This is a genomic window from Streptomyces sp. NPDC001852 (assembly GCF_042891825.1).
Taxonomy (GTDB): Bacteria; Actinomycetota; Actinomycetes; order Streptomycetales; family Streptomycetaceae; genus Streptomyces.
Genome location: NZ_JBIATN010000037.1, coordinates 25,186 through 46,765, shown reverse-complemented (window position 1 = coordinate 46,765; position 21,580 = coordinate 25,186). Strand labels below are relative to the sequence as shown.

The 21,580-nt window shown below is 74.0% G+C and carries 5 protein-coding genes and 1 pseudogene; all 6 read left to right on the top strand.

From position 1 onward, the window contains the following. Nucleotides 1-4 precede the first annotated feature (4 nt). Nucleotides 5-490: a cobalamin-dependent protein gene (locus tag ACFYZB_RS40595; protein ID WP_351215378.1), complete on the top strand. Its 486-nt coding sequence runs from the start codon at nt 5-7 to the stop codon at nt 488-490. Beyond that, entirely contained in the window at nt 487-1,827 is a 1,341-nt protein-coding gene (locus tag ACFYZB_RS40590) for a methylaspartate mutase (RefSeq protein WP_388766947.1), read from the top strand. Before ACFYZB_RS40595 ends, ACFYZB_RS40590 begins: the two co-directional genes overlap by 4 nt. 132 nt (nt 1,828-1,959) lie before the next feature. Beyond that, the gene (locus tag ACFYZB_RS40585) at nt 1,960-18,312 is read left to right on the top strand and encodes an SDR family NAD(P)-dependent oxidoreductase (RefSeq protein ID WP_388766946.1); all 16,353 of its coding nucleotides are present in this window, start codon (nt 1,960-1,962) and stop codon (nt 18,310-18,312) included. Continuing rightward, nucleotides 18,309-19,685: pseudogene (locus ACFYZB_RS40580) on the top strand (type I polyketide synthase); the annotation flags it as partial. The gene ACFYZB_RS40585 and the pseudogene ACFYZB_RS40580, both read left to right, overlap by 4 nt. Nucleotides 19,686-19,742: 57 nt before the next feature. After that, nucleotides 19,743-20,273, top strand: a complete 531-nt coding sequence (locus ACFYZB_RS40575; protein WP_388766945.1) for a flavin reductase family protein — start codon at nt 19,743-19,745, stop codon at nt 20,271-20,273. 43 nt (nt 20,274-20,316) lie between these two features. After that, nucleotides 20,317-21,579, top strand: coding sequence for an LLM class flavin-dependent oxidoreductase (locus tag ACFYZB_RS40570; protein WP_388766944.1), 1,263 nt, complete (start codon nt 20,317-20,319; stop codon nt 21,577-21,579). Nucleotide 21,580: the final 1 nt, after the last annotated feature.

Sequence of the window (21,580 nt, the reverse complement as noted above, 5' to 3'; positions counted from 1 at the left end):
CGACCTGCTCCCGGACAGCGCGGCCCGCCTGCCCGAGACCCCCCGGGGCACCGTGATCGTCTCCTCCCTCGCCTCCGACTCGCACACCTGGAACCTGGTGTTCCTGCAACTGCTCATCGAGGAGTGCGGCTACGAGGTCGTCAACCTCGGCCCGTGCGTGCCCGACGACCTGCTGGTCGCCGCATGCCTCGACCACGAACCGGAGATGCTCGTCATCAGCAGCGTCAACGGGCACGGCTACCAGGACGGCATGCGGGTCATCGAGCAGCTGCGCGCCCGGACGGAGCTGGCGGAGACGCCCGTCGTGATCGGCGGAAAGCTCGGCACCGACGGCCCCGAGGGCGTCAGCCGGGTGCTGGAGCTGACCCGGGCCGGCTTCGACGCCGTCTTCGAGGACGGCCAGGACCCCGTCGCGAACTTCCGTGCCTTCCTGGAGACCGGCCCCCAGGCCCAGCTGGACCGTGCCGACACGCTCAGGATCAGCGCATGACCGATCAGCTGCCGCTGCCCGCCGGCGCCGTCGAACCCGGCGGACGCCCCGTCGACTTCGGTGAGTTCGTCCGCCGCCGCGGCGCGGCCGAACGGCTCGTGGTGCAGCCCCGCATGGGCTTCGGCGACCCCGCCAGGATGCGCGAGGGACTCCTCGCCACCAAACTCGCCGACGGGGCCACGGTCGGCACCCTCACCCTGGACAGCTACACCCGCGTCGGTGACCACCAGGCCGTCGAGACGGCGCTGCGCGAGGGCATCAGCCTCAACGGATACCCCGTCGTCAACCATCCGGCGGCCACCACGGCCGCCGTGCTCGACGGCATCCGGGACGATACGTTCCCGGTGCAGGTCCGGCACGGCTCGGCCACCCCGCTGGACATCTTCCGGGCGCTCGGCCGGCTCCGGCTGAACGCCACCGAGGGCGGCCCCGTCTCCTACTGCCTGCCCTACGGGCGGATCCCGCTCGCCGACTCGGTGCGCAACTGGGCGGACTGCTGCGAGCTGTACTCCTGGCTGCGCGACGAGGGCGTCGAACCGCACCTGGAGACCTTCGGCGGCTGCATGATGGGCCAGCTGTGCCCGCCCTCCCAGCTCGTCGCCATCAGCCTGCTGGAGGCGCTGTTCTTCGCCCGGCACGGCATCCGCTCGCTGTCCCTGAGCTACGCCCAGCAGACCGACATGGACCAGGACCGGGAGGCGGTGCTGGCACTGCGCCGGCTGTGCGCGGAACTGCTGCCCACCTCCAACTGGCACATCGTCATCTACGCCTACATGGGCGTCTATCCCGAGACCTATCGCGGCGCCCACCGGCTGCTCGGCCGTGCCGCCCGCCTTGCCGTGACGACCGGCGCGCCCCGGCTGATCGTCAAGACCGTGGCCGAGGCCCGCCGCATCCCGACCGTCACCGAGAACGTCCTCGCGCTGGAGTACGCCACCGCCATCGCCCGGGCCACCGAGCCGGGCGACATCGCGGCGGCCGAACGGGCGGACTCCCAGACCTACCAGGAGGCGCGCGCCCTGGTGGACGCGGTGCTCAACCTGCACGACGACATCGGGCAGGCCCTGCTGGCCGCGTTCCGCCGCGGCTACCTGGACGTCCCCTACTGCGTCCACCCGGACAACGCCGGCCGGGCCCGCAGCCACATCGACGCCGACGGCAGGCTGCGCTGGGCCGAGACCGGAAATCTTCCGCTGGGCTCGATAGCCGAGCGGACCGCCGTACGCAAAATCACCTCGGCGGATCTTTTGCAGGACCTGTTCCACGTACGGATGATGTACGACGAACCCGGCGCCGAACTCGACGACGCACTGGTCGGGGAACTCGCCCGAAATTAATGGGCCGGGTAGGGGCGGATAGGGGTGGGGGAACGGCTCGCCGCCCACCTAGAGTCACAAGTCCCGGTCTGCCACCGGCCATTCACCGATTCAGGTTTTTCCGCGATATCGCACAGGGTGTGGAGTATGCAGATGAGCGGGTACGGAAGCTTTGTTTCTGACCTTGAGCGTGCCCGACTCGAGTCGCTTCCTCCGGGGGAGCAACTGCGTCTCCTGCTGGACCTGGTGTGCTCCGGCGCGGCGGAGGTGCACCGGCAGATCACGGCCGGCGCGGGCGAGGAGGACCAGCCGCCGCGGGCGTTCGTGCCGGACCGGCCCTTCCGCGACCAGGGCCTGGACTCGCTCGGGCTGGTCGCGCTGCAGCAGCGGCTGAACAGCGCCACCGGACTGTCCCTGCCGCCCACCGTCGGCTTCGACCACCCCACCCCGGCCGCGCTCGCCGGGCACCTGCGCACCGAACTGCTCGGGCAGGCGGCGGACGCCGGCCCGGCTCCGGCACCGGTCGTGCGCGCCGCCGACGCCGACGACCCGATCGCCGTCGTCGGCATCGGCTGCCGCTACCCGGGCGGCGTCCGTTCCCCCGAGCAGCTGTGGCGGCTGGTCGCCGAGGGGCGGCACGTCATCGAGCCGTTCCCCGCCGACCGCGGCTGGGACCTGGAGGCCCTCTACCACCCGGACCCCGAGACGCCCGGCACCACCTACGTCCGGCACGGCGGATTCCTGCCGGAGGCGGGCGAGTTCGACGCGGAGTTCTTCGGGATCTCCCCCCGCGAGGCCCTGACCATGGACCCGCAGCAGCGGCTCGTGCTGGAGACGGTGTGGGAGGCGCTGGAGCGCACGGGCACCGACCCGGACACCCTGCGCGGCACCCGCACGGCCGTGTTCGTCGGCGCCGAGCCGCAGGAGTACGGCGTCCGGCTGCACGAGGCGCCCGACGGGCTCGACGGCTACCTGCTCACCGGCAACGCGCCCAGCGTCATCTCCGGCCGGGTCGCCTACACCCTGGACCTGGACGGCCCGACCCTCACCGTCGACACCGCCTGCTCCTCCTCCCTGGTCGCCCTGCACCTGGCCGTGCAGTCGCTGCGCGCGGGGGAGTCCTCGCTCGCGCTGGCCGGCGGTGTCGCCGTGATGGGCAGCCCCGGTGTCTTCACCTCCTTCAGCCGGCAGCGGGGCCTGGCCCCCGACGGCGTCTGCAAGCCGTTCGCGGCGGCCGCGGACGGCACCGGGTTCGCCGAGGGCGTGGGCATCCTGGTCCTGGAGCGCCTGTCGGACGCGCGTCGCAACGGTCACCGGGTCCTCGCCCTGGTGAAGGGTTCCGCCGTGAACCAGGACGGCGCGAGCAACGGCATCACCGCGCCGAGCGGCCCCGCCCAGCAGCGGGTGGTGCGCGCCGCCCTCGCCGATGCGGGCCTCACCGGCGCCGACGTCGACCTGGTCGAGGCGCACGGCACGGGCACCACGCTCGGCGACCCGATCGAGGCACACGCCCTCATCGCCGCCTACGGCCGGGACCGCGACCCCGACCGGCCGCTGCGGCTCGGTTCGGTGAAGTCCAACATCGGGCACACCCAGGCCGCGGCCGGGGCGGCCGGCGTGATCAAGGTGATCATGGCCATGCGGGAAGGCGTACTGCCGCGCACCCTGCACGTGGACGAGCCGTCCCGCAACGTCGACTGGTCGGCCGGCACCGTGGAACTCCTCACCGAGGCCCTGCCCTGGCAGGGCGCCGGGCAACCCCGCCGCGCCGGTGTCTCCTCCTTCGGCGTCAGCGGCACCAACGCCCACGTGATCATCGAGGAGGCGCCGAGCGAAGCCGACGACGAGGACGAGCCCGGGACACCGCAGAACACCACCCCCGCCTCCACCCCCGCCCCTGTCTCCGGTCCCGTCCCCGTCGCCTTCTCCGCGCGTGGCGAGAACGCCCTGCGGGCGCAGGCAGGGCAGCTGCTCCGGCTGCTGCGGGAGCACACCGAGGTGGACGCCCACGCGCTCGGCCACGCCCTGGCCACCACCAGGGCCGTCCACCGCCACCGCGCCGTCGTCGTGGCCGAGGACCGCGCGGAGCTGCTGCGCGCCCTGGACACCGCGGCCGAGGGCGGCACCGACCGCGCGCTCACCCGGGGTCTGGCCGACGGCGGCCGGCTCGCGTTCCTCTTCACCGGCCAGGGCAGCCAGTTCCCCCGGATGGGCCGCGAACTCTACGTCTGCGAGCCGGTGTTCGCGAAGGCCCTGGACGCCGCCATCGGCCACCTCGACCTCCAGCTCGAACGTTCCCTGTGGGACGTGCTGTTCGCCCCCGAGGGCTCCGCCGACGCCGCCCTGCTGGACCGGACGATGTACGCGCAGACCGCGCTGTTCGCCCTCGAGGTCGCCCTGTTCCGGCTGCTGGAGTCGTGGGGAGTGCGGCCCGACCACCTCGCCGGGCACTCCCTCGGCGAACTCAGCGCCGCCCACGTCGCCGGCGTACTGAACCTGGAGGACGCCGCCACCCTGGTCGCCGCCCGCGCCCGGCTGATGCAGGCGCTGCCCGCCGACGGCGCCATGGTCGCCGTCCAGGCCACCGAGGAGGAGGTGCGCCCGCTGCTCGGCGAGCGGGTGAGCATCGCCGCCGTCAACGGCCCCGAAGCGGTGGTGGTCTCCGGCGACGAGACCGAGGTGCTGCGCATCCGGGCACACTTCACGGACGAGGGCCGCAAGACCAAGCGGCTGCGGGTCAGCCACGCCTTCCACTCGCCGCTGATGGAGCCGATGCTGACCGAGTTCGCCCGCGTGGCGAGCGTCCTCGACTACAAGGCGCCGGCGATCCCGGTCGTCTCCAACGTCACCGGCCGCATCGCCACCGCCGCCGAACTGTGCTCCCCCGAGTACTGGGTGCGGCACGTCCGCGAGGCCGTCCGCTTCGCCGACGGCACCCGCGCCCTGCGCGAGGCCGGCGTCACCACCTTCCTCGAGATCGGCCCGGACGCCGTGCTCTCCGCGATGGCCCGCACGGCCGTCAGCGACGACACCGACGCCGAGGACCTGCTCTTCGTCGCCGCCCAGCGGCGCGGCCGCGAAGGGCGGCGCGAGCTGCTCACCGCGCTCGCGGCAGTCCACACCCGGGGCGCCGCCGTCGACTTCGCCGCCCTGCACCCGGCCGGACAGCCCGCCGTCGAGCTGCCCACCTACCCCTTCCAGGGCCGCCGCTACTGGCTGACCGCCCCCACCGGCACCGGCGACGCGACCGCCCTCGGCCAGATCGCCCTCGGCCACCCGCTGCTGAGCGCGGCCGTCCCGCTGGCCGACGGCGGCGGCACCGTGCTCACCGGCCGGCTGTCCCCGCACACCCAGCCGTGGCTGGCCGACCACCGCATCTCCGGGGTGACCCTGCTGCCCGGAACGGCGTTCGTGGAACTCGCCGTACAGGCCGGCGACCAGGTCGGCTGCGCCCAGCTCGACGAACTGAACCTGCTGACCCCGCTGGCCCTGCCCGCGAGCGGCGGCGTGGTCCTGCAGGCCGTCGTCTCCGCGCCCGACGCCGACGGCCGCCGGGACCTGACCTTCCACTCCCGCCCCGAGTCGGCCCACGACGACGCGCCGTGGACCCGGCACGCCACCGCCGTGCTCAGCCCCGAACCGGCCCCCGCCCCCACCCCCCTGCCGGGGCAGTGGCCCCCGGCCGGCGCCGAGCCGGTCGACCTCACCGGCCTGTACGAGCGCATGGCCGAGCAGGGCTACGGCTACGGCCCCGCCTTCCAGGGCCTGCGCGGCGTGTGGCGCTCCGGCGGCGAGGCCTTCGCCGAGGTGGCACTGCCCGCCGACGCGGCGGCCGACGCGGGCGCGTTCGCCCTCCACCCCGCGCTGCTCGATGCCGTCCTGCAGTCCACCGACCTGGCCGCCGACGAACCCGAGTCCGCCCAGACCCGACTGCCGTTCGCCTGGACAGGGGTGTCGCTGTACTCCACCGGCGCCTCCTCCCTGCGCGTCCGCATCGTCCCCGACGGCCCCGACGCCGCCGCGCTGACGCTGTACGACACCGCGGGCGCCCCGGTGGCCCGCGTCGACGGCTTCCTGGTGCGGCCGGTCGCCGCGGAGGCGCTGCGCGCCGCCCGCGCCCACACCGAACTGCCGATGCGGATCGACTGGTACGACGTCCAGCCGGCCGCCCCGGCCACCGGCGCGTCCCCGGCCGTCCTGACGGTCGTCTCCCCGCACGGCGCGGACGTGCCGGAAGCGGTGCGCACCACCACCGCCGAGGTGCTGGACCGGCTGCGCGCGCACCTGGCCGCCGACGACACCGAGTCCCGGCTCGTCGTGATCACCCGGGGCGCGGTCGCCGTCTCCGACACCGACACCGTCGACCTGGCCCAGGCCCCCGTGTGGGGTCTGGTGCGTGCGGCGCAGGCGGAGCAACCGGGCCGGTTCGTGCTCCTGGACGTCACCGGGACCGAGCCCGCCGCCGCCGAGGCGGCCGCCGCCGCAGCCTCCGGCGAGCCCGAACTCGCCCTGCGCGAAGGCCGTTTCCGGGCCCCCCGCCTGGTCCCCGCCGACCCCGCGCAGCCCACCGAACTGCCCTGGGACGGCAGCGGCTCGGTCCTGGTCACCGGGGGCACCGGTGGTCTCGGCGCGCTGGTGGCCCGGCACCTGGTGACCGAGCACGGCGTACGGCACCTGATCCTGGCCGGCCGCCGGGGTCCCGAGGCGCCCGGCGCCGCCGAACTGCGCGACGAACTCGCCGGGCTGGGTGCCGAGGTCACCCTGGCCGCCTGTGACGTGTCCGACCGGCAGGCGCTGGCCGCACTGCTCGCCGGCATCCCCGACGACCACCCGCTGACCGGCATCGTGCACACCGCCGGCGTCGTCGACGACGGCCTCGTCACCTCGCTGACACCCGAACGGCTGGACACCGTGCTGCGGCCGAAGGCCGACGCCGCCTGGCACCTGCACGACCTCACCCGCGACCTGGGCCTGAAGGCCTTCGTGCTCTACTCCTCCACCGCCGGCTACCTGGACGGCGCCGGGCAGGCCAACTACGCGGCCGCCAACGTGTTCCTCGACGCCCTCGCCCAGCACCGACGCGCCCAGGGCCTCGCGGCCACCTCGCTCGCCTGGGGCCTGTGGACCGGCGACCGCGGCATGGGTGCCCAGCTCGACCGGGCCGCCCTGCAGCGCATCGCCCGCCTCGGCCTCGAACCGCTCGGCCCCGACGACAACCTCGCCCTGCTCGACGCCGCCCTGAGCGTCGACCGCGCGGTACAGATACCGGTCCGCGTGGACCGGCACGCCCTGGAAACCCGCACCGACGGCGTCCCGCCGCTGCTGTCCCGCCTGGCCCGCACCCCGGTACGGCGTACCGCCGCGGCCGGCGAGCAGGGCGCCCCCGTCGCCGAGGGCCTCGCCCACAGCCTGGCCGGACTCTCCGACGCGGAGCGCGCCGAGGCGCTCCTCGAGCTGGTCCGCGCCCAGATCGCCGCCGTGCTCGGCCACGACAGCGCGGCCGCCGTCGAACCGGGCCGCGCCTTCAGCGAGACCGGCTTCGACTCCCTCGCCGCCGTCGAACTGCGCAACCAGCTCAGGGCCGCCACCGGGCTGCGACTGCCCGCCACGCTCATCTTCGACTACCCCAACCCGAAGGCACTCGCGGCCCATCTCGCCTCCCGCCTCACCGGCGACGGCACCGCCCCGGCCCGCAGGCAGGCGGCGACCGGCGCGGCGGCCCACGACGACGAGCCGATCGCCATCGTCGCCATGAGCTGCCGCTACCCGGGCGGCGTCGAGACCCCCGAGGACCTGTGGCGACTGGTCGCCGAGGGCCGCGACGCCGTCACCGCATGGCCCACCGACCGCGGCTGGGACCAGAGCCTGTACGACCCCGAGCCCGGCGTCTCCGGCAGGAGCTCCAGCAACGAGGGCGGCTTCCTGCACTCCGCCGCCGACTTCGACCCGGAACCGTTCGGCATCAGCCCGCGCGAGGCCCTCGGCATGGACCCGCAGCAGCGGCTCCTGCTGGAGATCACCTGGGAGGCGTTCGAACGGGCCGGGATCGACCCGCGTTCCGTGCAGGGCAGCGACACCGGCGTCTTCGCCGGGGTGATGTACCACGACTGGATGACCCGCATGAGCGAGGTCCCCGAGGAGGTCGCCGGCTACATCGGCAACGGCAGCCTCGCCAGCGTCGTCTCCGGCCGGCTCTCCTACGTGTTCGGCCTGGAGGGCCCGGCCGTCACGGTCGACACCGCCTGCTCCTCCTCCCTGGTCGCACTGCACTGGGCGATCCAGGCGCTGCGCCGCTCGGAGTGCTCCCTGGCCCTCGCGGGCGGAGTCACCGTGATGGCGACACCGGACACCTTCGTCGACATGAGCCGCCAGCGGGGCCTCGCCTCCGACGGCCGCTGCAAGTCCTTCGCCGACACCGCCGACGGCACCGGCTGGGGCGAGGGCGCCGGCATGCTGCTCCTGGAGCGCCTGTCGGACGCCCGCGCCAACGGCCACCCGGTCCTCGCCGTCGTCCGGGCCACCGCGGTCAACCAGGACGGCGCCAGCAACGGCCTGACCGCACCCAACGGCCCCTCCCAGGAGCGGGTCATCGAACAGGCCCTCGCCACGGCCGGGCTCACCACCGCCGACGTCGACGCGGTCGAGGCACACGGCACCGGCACGGTCCTCGGCGACCCCATCGAGGCCCAGGCGCTCCTCAACACCTACGGCAGGCACCGCCCCGAGACGGGCACCCCGCTGCTGCTCGGCTCCATCAAGTCCAACGTCGGCCACACCCAGGCCGCCGCGGGCGTCGCCGGGATCATCAAGATGGTCGAGGCGATCCGCCACGGCGTGCTGCCCAGGACGCTGCACGTCGACGCGCCCAGCTCCAAGGTGGACTGGTCCGACGGCGCCGTGGAACTGCTCACCGAGACCCGCCAGTGGCCCGCCACACCGGGCGGCCGTCCGCGGCGGGCCGGCGTCTCCTCCTTCGGCATCAGCGGCACCAACGCCCACGTGATCGTGGAGGAGGTCACCGAGGACACCGCGCCGGAGCCGGTCCGGCTCCCGGCGCCCGTCCTGGCCTGGCCGGTCTCCGGCAAGACCGCCCAAGCGGTGCGGGGCCAGGCCGAGCGGCTGCGCTCGCACCTGGACACCCTGGCCGACGACGACATCGCCGTCACGGGCCTCTCCCTCGCGGTCTCACGCGCCACCCTCGACCACACCGCGGTCGCCACCGGCACCGACCGGGCGGACCTCGCCGCCGCCCTGGAGTCCATCGCCGCAGGTCATTCCATCACTGAGGCGACCACCGGAAAGCTCGCCTTCCTGTTCACGGGTCAGGGGGCGCAGCGGGTCGGGATGGGCCGGGAGCTGTACGAGGCGTTCCCGGTGTTCGCGGAGGCCTTCGATGCGGTCCTCGATGCGATCGATCTGCCGTTGCGTGAGGTCGTCTGGGGTGAGGACGCGGAGCGGTTGAGTCGTACGGAGTTCACGCAGCCGGCGTTGTTCGCGGTTGAGGTGGCGCTGTACCGGCTGGTGGAGTCCTGGGGTGTCAAGCCGGACTACCTTGCCGGGCACTCGATCGGTGAGTTCGCCGCCGCCCATGTCTCGGGTGTGCTGTCGCTTGCGGATGCGGCGAGGCTGGTCACCGCTCGTGGCCGGTTGATGCAGGCGTTGCCGGAGGGCGGCGCGATGGTCGCCGTGCAGGCGACCGAGGAAGAAGTGCGTCCGCTGCTGGCCGACGGGGTCGGCATTGCGGCCGTCAACGGTCCCCAGTCGGTGGTGGTTTCCGGGGTGGAGGCGGAGGCGCTGCGGATCAAGGCGCACTTCGAGGCGGAGGGTCGTAAGACGACCCGGCTGAAGGTCTCCCACGCGTTCCACTCGCCGCTGATGGAGCCGATGCTCGACGAATTCCGATCCATAGCAAGCGAGTTGGAGTACGGCACCCCGTCGATCCCGATCGTGTCCACCCTCACCGGCGCCCTGGTCACCGACGACCTGTCGGATCCGGAGTACTGGGTCCGCCACGTCCGCGAGGCGGTCCGGTTCGCGGACGCGGTGAAGGTGATGGCCGACAAGGGTGTCACCACATACCTCGAACTCGGCCCCGACGCGGTCCTGACCGCCATGGGACAGCAGACGGCCGAGGACGGGGTGTTCGTACCGGCCCTGCGCCGTGACCGCGACGAGACGCGTGAGGCGGTGTCCGCGCTCGGCAGGCTGCACTCCCTCGGCGCGGGCGTCGACTGGGTCGCGTACTACGGTGCCCCCGAGCGTGTCCCGGCCCGCACCGACCTGCCGACCTACGCCTTCCAGCGCAGTCGTTTCTGGCTGGACGCCACCGGTCCGGGTGCGGGCGACGTCGGTTCCGCGGGGCTCACGCCGGTCGACCACCCGGTGCTCAGCGCCCTCGTCGGCTCGCCCGAGCCGGACGGTGGTGTGGTGCTGACCGGGCGGCTGGTGGCCGGCGGCACCTGGGTGGCGGATCACGTGGTGCTGGGCAGTGTGCTGCTGCCGGGCACGGCGTTCGTGGAACTGGCGGTGCGGGCCGGTGACGAGGTCGGCTGCGGCCGGCTGGAGGAGCTCACGCTGCAGGCGCCGCTGGTGGTGCCCGAGCGGGGCGCGGTCCAGGTGCAGGTCGTCGTCGGGGGCGCGGACGCCTCCGGTGCGCGCACGGTGAACGTGTACTCGCGTGCGGAGGGTTCCTCCGGTGCCTGGACGCGGCACGCGTCCGGGTCGGTCACGCCCCAGGAGTCGGGCGCGGAGTTCGATCTGACCGAGTGGCCGCCCGCCGACGCCCAGCCGCTGGCCGTGGAGGGTGCGTACGAGGCGCTGGCGGGCCGGGGCTATGGCTACGGTCCGGTGTTCCAGGGGCTGAAGGCGGCCTGGCGGCGCGGCGAGGACGTGTTCGCCGAGGTGGCGCTGCCGGTGCAGGCGCACGCGGAGGCCGCCCGGTTCGGCCTGCACCCCGCCCTCCTGGATGCCGCCATGCACGCCGACCTGCTCGGCGAGGACGGCGCGGCCGACGGTGCCACCCTGCTGCCGTTCTCCTGGAACGGGATCACTCTGCACGCCGCCGGGGCCACCGAGTTGCGCGTCCACATCCGCCGTGTGCGCGGCGACGAGCTGTCCGCCATGTGGGTGGCCGACGCCACCGGGCAGCCGGTCGCCACCGTCGAGGAACTCGTCTCCCGCCCGGTCGCCTCCGAGCAGCTCGCCGCGGCCGGCAACCGGCACGCCGAGTCCCTGTTCCGGGTCGGCTGGCAGGAGCTGCCGGTTCCCGAGACGCCCGCCGGGACGGTCGTACGACTGCCCGGCCTGCCCGAACTCGACTCCGCCGTCCCGGAGTTCGACGACCTCGCCGCGTTCGGTACCTGGCTCGGCGAGGGCGGACAGGTGCCGTACACCGTGCTCGCCCCGCTGCCGCCCGCCGAGGGCGACGACGTGCCGGCCGCCGTCCGGGACCGGTCCGCCTCGGCGCTGGAGACCGTCCAGGCGTGGCTGGCGGACGAGCGGTTCGCCGGATCCCGGCTGCTGTTCGTCACCCGGTACGCGGTGGCCGCCCGCCTGTCCGACACCCTCGACCTGGCCCAGGCCCCGCTGTGGGGTCTCGTCCGGGCCGCCGAGGCGGAGAACCCCGGCCGGTTCGGGCTGCTGGACACCGACGGCCGACCGGAGTCCCTCGCCGTCCTGGCCGCCGCCGCAAGCTCCGGCGAGCCCGAACTCGCCGTACACGGGGGCCACTTCGCCGTGCCCCGGCTGACGGCCGCGAAGCCGGGCGAGCCCGCCGAACTGCCGTGGGACGGCACCGGCACGGTGCTGGTCACCGGCGGCACCGGTGGTATCGGTGCGCTGCTGGCCCGGCACCTGGTGGCCGAGCACGGCGTACGGCACCTGGTGCTGGCCGGCCGCCGGGGTGCCGAAGCCCCGGGCGCCCGCGAACTCCGCGACGAGCTCGCCCAGTCGGGTGCCGAGGTCACCCTGGCCGCGTGCGACGTCTCCGACCGGGAGGCGCTGGCCGCGCTGCTCGCCGCCGTACCGGCGGAGCACCCGCTGACCGGCGTCGTCCACGCGGCCGGCGTCACCGACAGCGCGCTGGTCGGCGAGCTGACCCCTGAGCGGTTCGACACCGTGCTGCGGCCGAAGGCCGACGCGGCCTGGCACCTGCACGAGCTGACCCGCGACCTGGACCTGAAGGCCTTCGTGCTCCTCTCCTCCGCCGGCGGCACGGTCCTCGCCGCCGGACAGGCCAACTACGCGGCCGCCAACGTCTTCCTCGACGCCCTCGCACACCACCGCAGGTCCGCCGGACTCGCCGCCACCGCGCTCGCCTTCGGCATGTGGAACACCGACACCGGCATGGGCGAGGTCACCGCGGCCGACCTGGAGCGGATGCGCCGGCTCGGCCTGCCCGCCCTCGACGTGGCCGACGCCCTCGCCCTGTTCGACGCGGCGCTGGCCACCGGGGCCCACCAGATCATCCCGGTGCGGGTCGACCGGGCCGCGCTGGGCGCCCGGACCGACGAACCGCCCGCGCTGCTGCGCGGCCTCGTCCGCGGCACCGGCCGCCGGGCCGCGGCCACGGCACAGGCCGGTGGGACGGGCGGCTTCGCCGAGCGCCTGGCCGCGCTCAGCGAGGCCGAGCGCGACCGCACCGTCCTCGAACTCGTCCGCGCCCAGGTCGCCGCCGTGCTCGGCCACAGCGGAGCGCAGTCCGTCAGCCCGGAGAAGGCGTTCCGGGAACTCGGCTTCGACTCCCTCGCCGCCGTCGAACTGCGCAACGCGCTCGGCGCGGCGACCGGCCTGAAGCTGCCCGCCACCCTGGTCTTCGACCACCCCAACTGCCGCGCCGTCGCCGCCCTGATCAAGGAGAAGACGGGAGCCGCCGCGGGCACCGCCCGCGCCACCGCGCCGTCCCGTACCGCCCCGGCGCCGGCGGCCGGTTCCGACGACCCGGTCGCGATCGTCGGCATCAGCTGCCGTTTCCCGGGCGGGGTGCGCTCCGCCGACGACCTGTGGCAGCTGCTCGTCGAGGAGCGCACCGCCATCACCCCGTTCCCGGCGGACCGGGGCTGGGACGCGCAGGGCATCTTCCACCCCGAGCCCGGCACCCCCGGGCACACCTACACCGTCGAGGGCGGCTTCCTGCACGACGCGGGCGAGTTCGACCCCGAGTTCTTCGGCATCATGCCGCGCGAGGCCCTCGCGATGGACCCGCAGCAGCGGCTGCTGCTGGAGGCCGCCTGGGAGGCCCTGGAGCGGACCGGCACCGACCCGACCACGCTGCGCGGCACCCGCACCGGCGTGTACGTCGGTTCGATGTACCACGAGTACGCCACCCAGGCCGGGCAGGTCTCCGACGACCTCGCCGCCTACCTCGGGAACGGCAGCGCAGGCAGCATCGCCTCCGGCCGCGTCGCCTACACCCTCGGCCTGGAGGGCCCGGCCGTCACGGTCGACACCGCCTGCTCCTCCTCCCTGGTCGCCCTGCACATGGCCTGCCAGGCGCTGCGGCAGGGCGAGGTCGACATGGCGCTGGCCGGCGGTGTCACCGTGATGCCGACGCCGGACATCTTCGTGGACTTCAGCCAGCAGCGCGGGCTCGCTCCCGACGCCCGCTGCAAGTCCTTCGCCGCCGCCGCCGACGGCACCGGCTGGTCCGAGGGCATCGGCCTGCTCGCCGTGGAGCGCCTGTCGGACGCCCGCGCCAAGGGCCACCCGGTCCTCGCCGTCATCAAGGGCTCGGCGATCAACCAGGACGGCGCCAGCAACGGTCTGACCGCGCCCAACGGCCCCTCCCAGGAGCGGGTCATCGAGCAGGCCCTGAAGGCGGCCGGGCTCGGCCACGGCGACGTCGACCTGATCGAGGGCCACGGCACCGGCACCCGTCTGGGTGACCCGATCGAGGCGCAGGCGCTGCTGGCCACCTACGGCCAGGACCGCCCCGCGGACCGGCCGGTCTGGCTCGGCTCCATCAAGTCGAACATCGGCCATGCCCAGGCCGCCGCCGGGGTGAGCGGTGTGATCAAGGCGGTCATGGCGATCCGGCACGGCGTCCTGCCCAAGTCCCTCCACGTCGACGAGCCCTCGCCCAACGTGGACTGGTCCGCCGGTGCGGTACGGCTGCTGACCGAGGCCAGGCCGTGGCCGGAGCACTCCGGCACGCGCCGCGCCGCGGTCTCCTCCTTCGGCCTGAGCGGCACCAACGCCCATGTCATCCTGGAGCAGGCACCGGAGCCCGCCGCGCCGGCCGACACCCCGGCGGTCGCGCCCGCTCCCGTACTGCCGCTGCTGCTCTCCGCCAAGAACGCCGCCGGCCTGCCCGCCCAGGCCGACCGGCTCCGTGCTCATCTGGCCGAGCACCCCGAACTCAGCCTGCTCGACGTCGCCTACTCGCTGGCCACCTCACGCGCGGCCCTCGACCACCGCGTCGCCCTCACCGCCGCGGACCGCGACGAGGCCCTGCACGCCCTCACCGCCCTGGCGGAGGGCCGCCCGTGGCCCGGCTCCCTCACGAGCCGCAACCGCTCGGACGGCCTGACGGCGTTCCTGTTCACGGGTCAGGGGGCGCAGCGGGTCGGGATGGGCCGGGAGTTGTATGACGCGTTCCCGGTGTTCGCGGAGGCCTTCGATGCGGTCCTCGATGCGATCGATCTGCCGTTGCGTGAGGTCGTCTGGGGTGAGGACGCGGAGCGGTTGAGTCGTACGGAGTTCACGCAGCCGGCGTTGTTCGCGGTTGAGGTGGCGCTGTACCGGCTGGTGGAGTCCTGGGGTGTCAAGCCGGACTACCTTGCCGGGCACTCGATCGGTGAGTTCGCCGCCGCCCATGTCTCGGGTGTGCTGTCGCTTGCGGATGCGGCGAGGCTGGTCACCGCTCGTGGCCGGTTGATGCAGGCGTTGCCGGAGGGCGGCGCGATGGTCGCCGTGCAGGCGACGGAGGACGAGGTACGTCCGCTGCTGGCCGACGGGGTCGGCATTGCGGCCGTCAACGGTCCCCAGTCGGTGGTGGTTTCCGGGGTGGAGGCGGAGGCGCTGCGGATCAAGGCGCACTTCGAGGCGGAGGGTCGTAAGACGACCCGGCTGAAGGTGTCGCACGCGTTCCACTCGCCGCAGATGGAGCCGATGCTCGCCGAATTCCGATCCATAGCAAGTGGGTTGGAGTACGGCACCCCGTCGATCCCGATCGTCTCCACCCTCACCGGTGCCCCGGTGACGGACGACCTGTCCGACCCGGAGTACTGGGTCCGGCACGTTCGCGAAGCCGTCCGGTTCGCCGACGCCGTACGGGCGTTGGAGTCGGCCGGTGTGGGCGTCTTCGTGGAGCTGGGGCCGGACGCGGTGCTGACCGCCATGGGGCAGCAGAGTGCCGGGGACGCCGTGTTCGTGCCCACGCTGCGGCGCGGCCGGCCCGAGATCCGGGAGGCGGCGGCCGCGCTGGCGCACCTGCAGGCGCTCGGTGCCAGGCCCGACTGGTCCGCCGTGTATCCGGGCGCCCGGCGGGTCGACCTGCCCACCTACGCCTTCGACAGGCAGCACTTCTGGCTCACCCCGCAGGCGCCGGAGGCGGACACGGTCGCCACGGACGCGACCGGGCTCGGGCTCGTCGACGCAGGGCATCCGCTGCTCGGGGCGGTGCTGTCGCTGCCGGACGGTGGCGCGGTGCTGACCGGGCGGCTGGTGGCCGGCGACTCCTGGGTGGCGGATCACGTGGTGCTGGGCAGTGTGCTGCTGCCGGGCACGGCGTTCGTGGAGCTGGCGGTGCGGGCCGGTGACGAGGTCGGCTGCGGCCGGCTGGAGGAGCTGACGATGGAGGCGCCGCTGGTGGTGCCTCAGGACGGCGCGGTCGCCCTCCAGGTGATCGTCGGCGGACCGGACGCCTCCGGCGGGCGTTCGGTGAGCGTCCATTCGCGTGCGGAGGGTTCCTCCGGTGCCTGGACGCGGCACGCGTCCGGGTCGGTCACGCCCCAGGAGTCGGGGCCGGAGTTCGATCTGACCGAGTGGCCTCCGGTTGGTGCCGAGCCGTTGGCCGTGGAGGGCGCGTACGAGGCGCTGGCGGGCCGGGGCTATGGCTACGGTCCGGTGTTCCAGGGGCTGAAGGCGGCCTGGCGGCGTGGCGAGGACGTGTTCGCCGAGGTGGCGCTGCCGGTCCAGGCGCACGCGGAGGCCGCCCGGTTCGGCCTGCACCCCGCCCTGTTCGACGCGGCCAGCCACGTCGACCTGCTGGACGACACCGCCGGTACCGCCCTGCCGTTCGTCTGGAGCGGTGTCACGCTGCACGCGGCCGGGGCCGCGGAACTGCGCGTCCAGGTACGCCGGGTGGGCGGCGACGACGTCACCCGGCTGCACCTGGCCGACGCCACCGGGCAGCCGGTCGCCACCGTCGAGAAGCTGGTCGCCCGGCCGGCCTCCGCGCGGGCCCTGGCCGGCCCGGCCGCCGTGTCGGACTCGGTGTTCCGCTTCACCTGGCCGCAGGGCCCGGCGCTCACCCCCGACGGCACCGCGCTGCCGGTGCTGGACGAGGTGCGCGCCGCCGCCGACGGCACCGTGCCGCCGTACGTGCTGCTTCCGGTCCGCTCCGGCACCGGTGACCTGGGCGAGGCGGCCCGCGTGGGCACCCTCGAGGTGCTCGCCGCGGCGCAGGAGTGGCTGACGGAACCGAGGTTCGCCGACTCCACCCTGGTGGTGCGCACCCGGGGCGCGGTCGCCGTCGCCGACGGTGAGGACCCGGACGTCACGCAGGCGCCGGTGTGGGGTCTGATCCGGGCGGCGCAGGCGGAGAACCCGGGCCGGTTCGTCCTGCTCGACACCGACGACAGCGAGGCCTCGGCACGGGCCGTGGCCGCCGCGGCCGCCTGCGGGGAGAGCGAGCTGGCGCTGCGGGCGGGCCGGGCGCACGTCCAGCGGCTGGCCGCGGTGGAGACCGGCGGCACCGCCGCGACCCCCTGGGACGGCACCGGCACGGTGCTCGTCACCGGCGGCACCGGAGGCCTCGGCGCGCTGGTGGCCCGGCACCTGGTCACCGAGCACGGTGTGCGGCACCTGGTGCTGGCCGGCCGCCGCGGCCTCGACGCCCCCGGCGCGACCGGGCTGCGGGACGAACTGGCCGCACTCGGCACCCGAGTCACCGTCGCCGCCTGTGATGTGACGAACCGTCAGGATCTGGCCGCGTTGATCGCCGCCGTACCCGCCGACCATCCGCTGACCGGTGTCGTGCACGCGGCGGGCATCGTCGACGACGGCCTGGTCACCTCGCTGACCACCGACCGGGTGGACGCCGTCCTGCGGCCCAAGACCGACGCGGCCTGGCACCTGCACGAGCTGACCCGCGACCTGGACCTGAAGGCCTTCGTGCTCTTCTCCTCCACGTCCGGCTTCTTCGACAACGGCGGCCAGGCCCCCTACGCCGCGGGCAACGTCTTCCTGAACGCCCTCGCCCAGCACCGGCGCGCCCAGGGACTCGCGGCGACCGCGCTGGTGTGGCACCTGTGGGCCGGTGACGGCATGGCCGCCGCCCTGAGCGACGCGGTCGTCGAACGGCAGCGGCGGCTCGGCATCCCGGCCATGGACCCGGGCGACGGCCTGACCCTGCTCGACGAGGCCCTGACCGCGGGCGAGGCGCTGCTCGCGCCGCTCAGGCTCGACCGCGACGCGCTGCGGGCCTCGGCCGCACCGCCGGCCCTGCTGCGGGACCTGACCGGCGGCACACCGGCAGCCCCGCGCCGCCCGGCCCGTGCCGCCGTACGTCCCCTCCGGGCGCCCGCCGTCCAGGAGCCGGAGACGTTGGTGGACCGGCTGGCTGGGCTGGAGGAGGCCGAGCAGCTGCGGATCGTGCTGGATGTGGTGCGTGAGCAGGTGGCGCTGGTGCGGCATGCGGAGCCGGGGTCGATCGATGTGCGGCGCGGGTTCACGGAGATGGGGCTGGACTCGTTGGCGGCGATCGAGTTGCGCAACGCTCTGGCGGAGGCGAGCGGGGTCCGGCTGCCGGCGACGCTGATGTTCGACTACCCCAACGCGGAGGCGCTGGCCCGGTTCCTGCTGGAGGAACTCGACCCGCCGGCCGTCGCCCCGAGCCGGACGCCGGCGCCCGCCGTCCTGGAGCCGGAGACGTTGGTGGACCGGCTGGCTGGGCTGGAGGAGGCCGAGCAGCTGCGGATCGTGCTGGATGTGGTGCGTGAGCAGGTGGCGCTGGTGCGGCATGCGGAGCCGGGGTCGATCGATGTGCGGCGCGGGTTCACGGAGATGGGGCTGGACTCGTTGGCGGCGATCGAGTTGCGCAACGCTCTGGCGGAGGCGAGCGGGGTCCGGCTGCCGGCGACGCTGATGTTCGACTACCCCAACGCGGAGGCGCTGGCCCGGTTCCTGCTGGAGGAACTCGACCCGCCGGCTGTCACGCCCGGCGCCCCCGCCCCGGCCGCGGCGCAGGAGGACCGGCCCGGCATCGGCGACCTGCAGGGCATGGCGGTGGAGGACCTGGTCCGGGCGGCCCTGGGAGCCGCCACGTCCGATGGAAACGAAGGCTGAAGGCGGACACCATGGAAGTCGACCAGATAGTCGAGGCGCTGCGCGCCTCCATGATCGACAACGAGCGGCTGCGCCGGCAGAAGGAGGAACTGGAGCGGGCGGCCACCGAACCCCTCGCGGTCGTCGGTATGGCCTGCCGTTTCGCCGGCGGCGTCGACTGCCCCGACGACCTGTGGCAGATGCTCCTCGACGGCCGGGACGGCGTCACCGGGTTCCCCACCGACCGCGGCTGGGACGTGGAGTCGCTCTACGACCCCGACGGCGGCCCCGGCAAGAGCATCACCCGGCAGGGCGCCTTCCTGCACGACGCCGCCGAGTTCGACGCCGACCTCTTCGGCATCTCACCGCGCGAGGCGGAGGAGATGGACCCGCAGCAGCGGCTGCTGCTGGAGACCGCCTGGGAGACGCTGGAGAACGCCCGCATCGACCCGCTGTCCCTGCACGGCAGCGACACCGGCGTCTTCGCCGGGCTCATGTACCACGAGTACGAGGGCGCCAGCACCGGCGGCAGCCTGGTCAGCGGCCGGATCGCCTTCACCCTGGGCCTGGAGGGGCCGGCCGTGACCGTCGACACGGCCTGCTCCTCCTCGCTGGTCGCCGTCCACCTGGCGGCCCGCGCGCTGCGCCAGGGCGAGTGCTCGCTGGCCCTGGCGGGCGGGGTCACCGTGATGGTCGCCCCCGAGACCTTCCAGTACTTCACCAAGCAGAAGGGCCTGTCCCAGGACGGCCGCTGCCGCTCCTTCGCCGCGGCGGCCGACGGCACCGGCTGGGGCGAGGGCACCGGAATGCTGCTGCTCGAGAGGCTCTCCGACGCCGTGCGCAACGGACGCCGCATCCACGCCGTCGTCCGTGCCACCGCCCTCAACCAGGACGGCGCCTCCAGCGGCATCACCGCCCCCAACGGGCCCGCCCAGCAGCGCGTCATCAAGCAGGCGCTCGCCCAGGCCGGGCTCACCTACCAGGACGTCGACGCGGTCGACGCGCACGGCACCGCCACCCGGCTCGGCGACCCCATCGAGGCCCAGGCCCTGCTGGCCACCTACGGCCAGGACCGTCCCGCGGACCGGCCGCTGTGGCTGGGCTCGGTCAAGTCCAACCTGGGCCACACCCAGGGCGCGGCCGGCGTGGCCTCGCTGATCAAGATGATCCTCGCCCTGCGCGAGGGCATCCTGCCCCGCACCCTCCACGTGGACGAGCCCACCCCGCACGTCGACTGGAGCTTCGGAAACGTACGGCTGCTGACCGAGCAACAGCCCTGGCCGCAGACCGGCCGGCCCCGGCGGGCCGGCGTGTCGTCCTTCGGCATCAGCGGCACCAACGCACACGTGATCCTCGAACAGGCACCGCCCCCCGCGGACGCCGGGGCCGACGCGCGCCCGGCGGCGGCCTGACCCGGACGACGCGGACCCCTAGGGAAGGACGTGGGCCCCATGGCCACCCCAGCCAGCACCGCCACCCTCGAACCTCGCGTCGACTCCGACGCCTTCCGGCAGGTGCTCTCCCGCTTCTGCAGCGGTGTCACCATCATCACCGGACTGGCCGAGGAGCACGGTCGCACCGTACCGGCCGGCCTGACCTGCCAGTCCTTCTTCTCGCTGTCCCTCGACCCCCCGCTGGTGGCCTTCTCGGTCGCCCGGACCTCCCGCACCTGGCCGACCATCGAGCCGTCCGGCGCGTTCTGCGTCAACGTGCTCAGCGCCGCCCAGCAGACGCTGTGCCGGTCCTTCGCGGTCAGCGGGTCCGACAAGTTCGCCGGGCAGGACTGGATGCCCGCACCGGCCACCGGATCGCCGGCCCTGCCCGGCTCGCTGGCCTGGATCGACTGCGCCGTCGAGACGGTGCACCCCGGAGGCGACCACTGGCTGGTCGTGGGCCGGGTCCTGCACCTGAACGCGGCCGACCACGAGGCCGATCCGCTGTTGTTCTACCGCGCAGCCTTCCGCCGCCCCGCGGCCGCCTGACGCGGCACCACCGACCCGCGCCCATCCAAGGAGCACACACACCATGCGATTCGGTCTCATCTACCACCACCAGCTCCCGCGCCCGTGGCAGCAGGACAGCGAGGAGAAGCTGTTCAACGAGTCCCTGGAGCAGATCGAGCTGGCCGACAAGCTCGGCCTGGACTACGCCTGGGCGACCGAGCACCACTTCCTCGAGGAGTACTCGCACTCCGGCGCCCCCGAGGTGTTCCTGGGCGCGGCGGCCGCCCGCACCCGCAACATCCGCCTCGCGCACGGCATCGTCCAGCTCCCGTCGGCCGTGAACCACCCGGTGCGCGTCGCCGAGCGCATCGCCACCCTGGACCTGATCTCCGGCGGCCGGGTCGAGTTCGGTTCCGGCGCGGGCAGCTCCCAGCTGGAGCTGGCCGCGTTCGGCGTGGACCGCGAGAGCAAGAAGGAGCAGTGGGCCGAGAACGTCAAGGTCATCACCCGGCTGCTGACCGAGGCGCCGTTCACCGGCCACCAGGGCCGCTTCACCGACGTACCGCCGCGCAACCTGCTGCCCAAGCCGAAGCAGACCCCCCACCCGCCGATGTGGCTGGCGTGCAGCGCCCGCACCACCATCGAGGACGCCGCCCGCAACGGCATGGGCGCCCTGTCCTTCTCCTTCGTCTCCCCCGAGGAGGCCAAGGACTGGGTGGACGCCTACTACGGCATCATCCAGTCCGACGAGTGCAGGCCGATCGGCTTCAACGTCAACCCGAACTTCTCCGTCGTGGTGCCCTTCATGTGCCACCAGGACGAGGACACCGCCCTGGACCGCGGCCTGGACGGCGCCCACTTCTTCTCCTACGCGCTGATGCACTACTACATCTCCGGCGACCACAAGCCGGGCGTCACCAGCGTGTGGGAGGAGTTCGAGAAGAACCGCGCGAGCGTCGGCCTGGTCCGCGAGCCCGCCGCGCCGGCCGGCGACGGCGAGGAGCAGCCCGAGGACGTCAGGAAGATGCTCGAGCAGATCACCTCGCTGCGCCGCGGCATCGGCACCCCCGAGCAGATCGCCGACATGATCCGCCGCTACGAGGCGGCCGGCGTCGACCAGATCATCTTCTCGGTGCAGATCGGCAAGAACAAGCACGAGCACATCATGGAGTCGCTGGAGCTGTTCGCCTCCGAGGTGCTGCCGGAGTTCGCCCCGCACCGCGACGCGGTGGACGAGGCCAAGCGCGACCGGCTGGAGCCCGCCGTCCGCGCCGCCCTCGCCCGCGTCGAGCAGACCGACGCCGACGTCAGCGACTACATCATCGCGCCGGAGCTGAGGGCCTGAC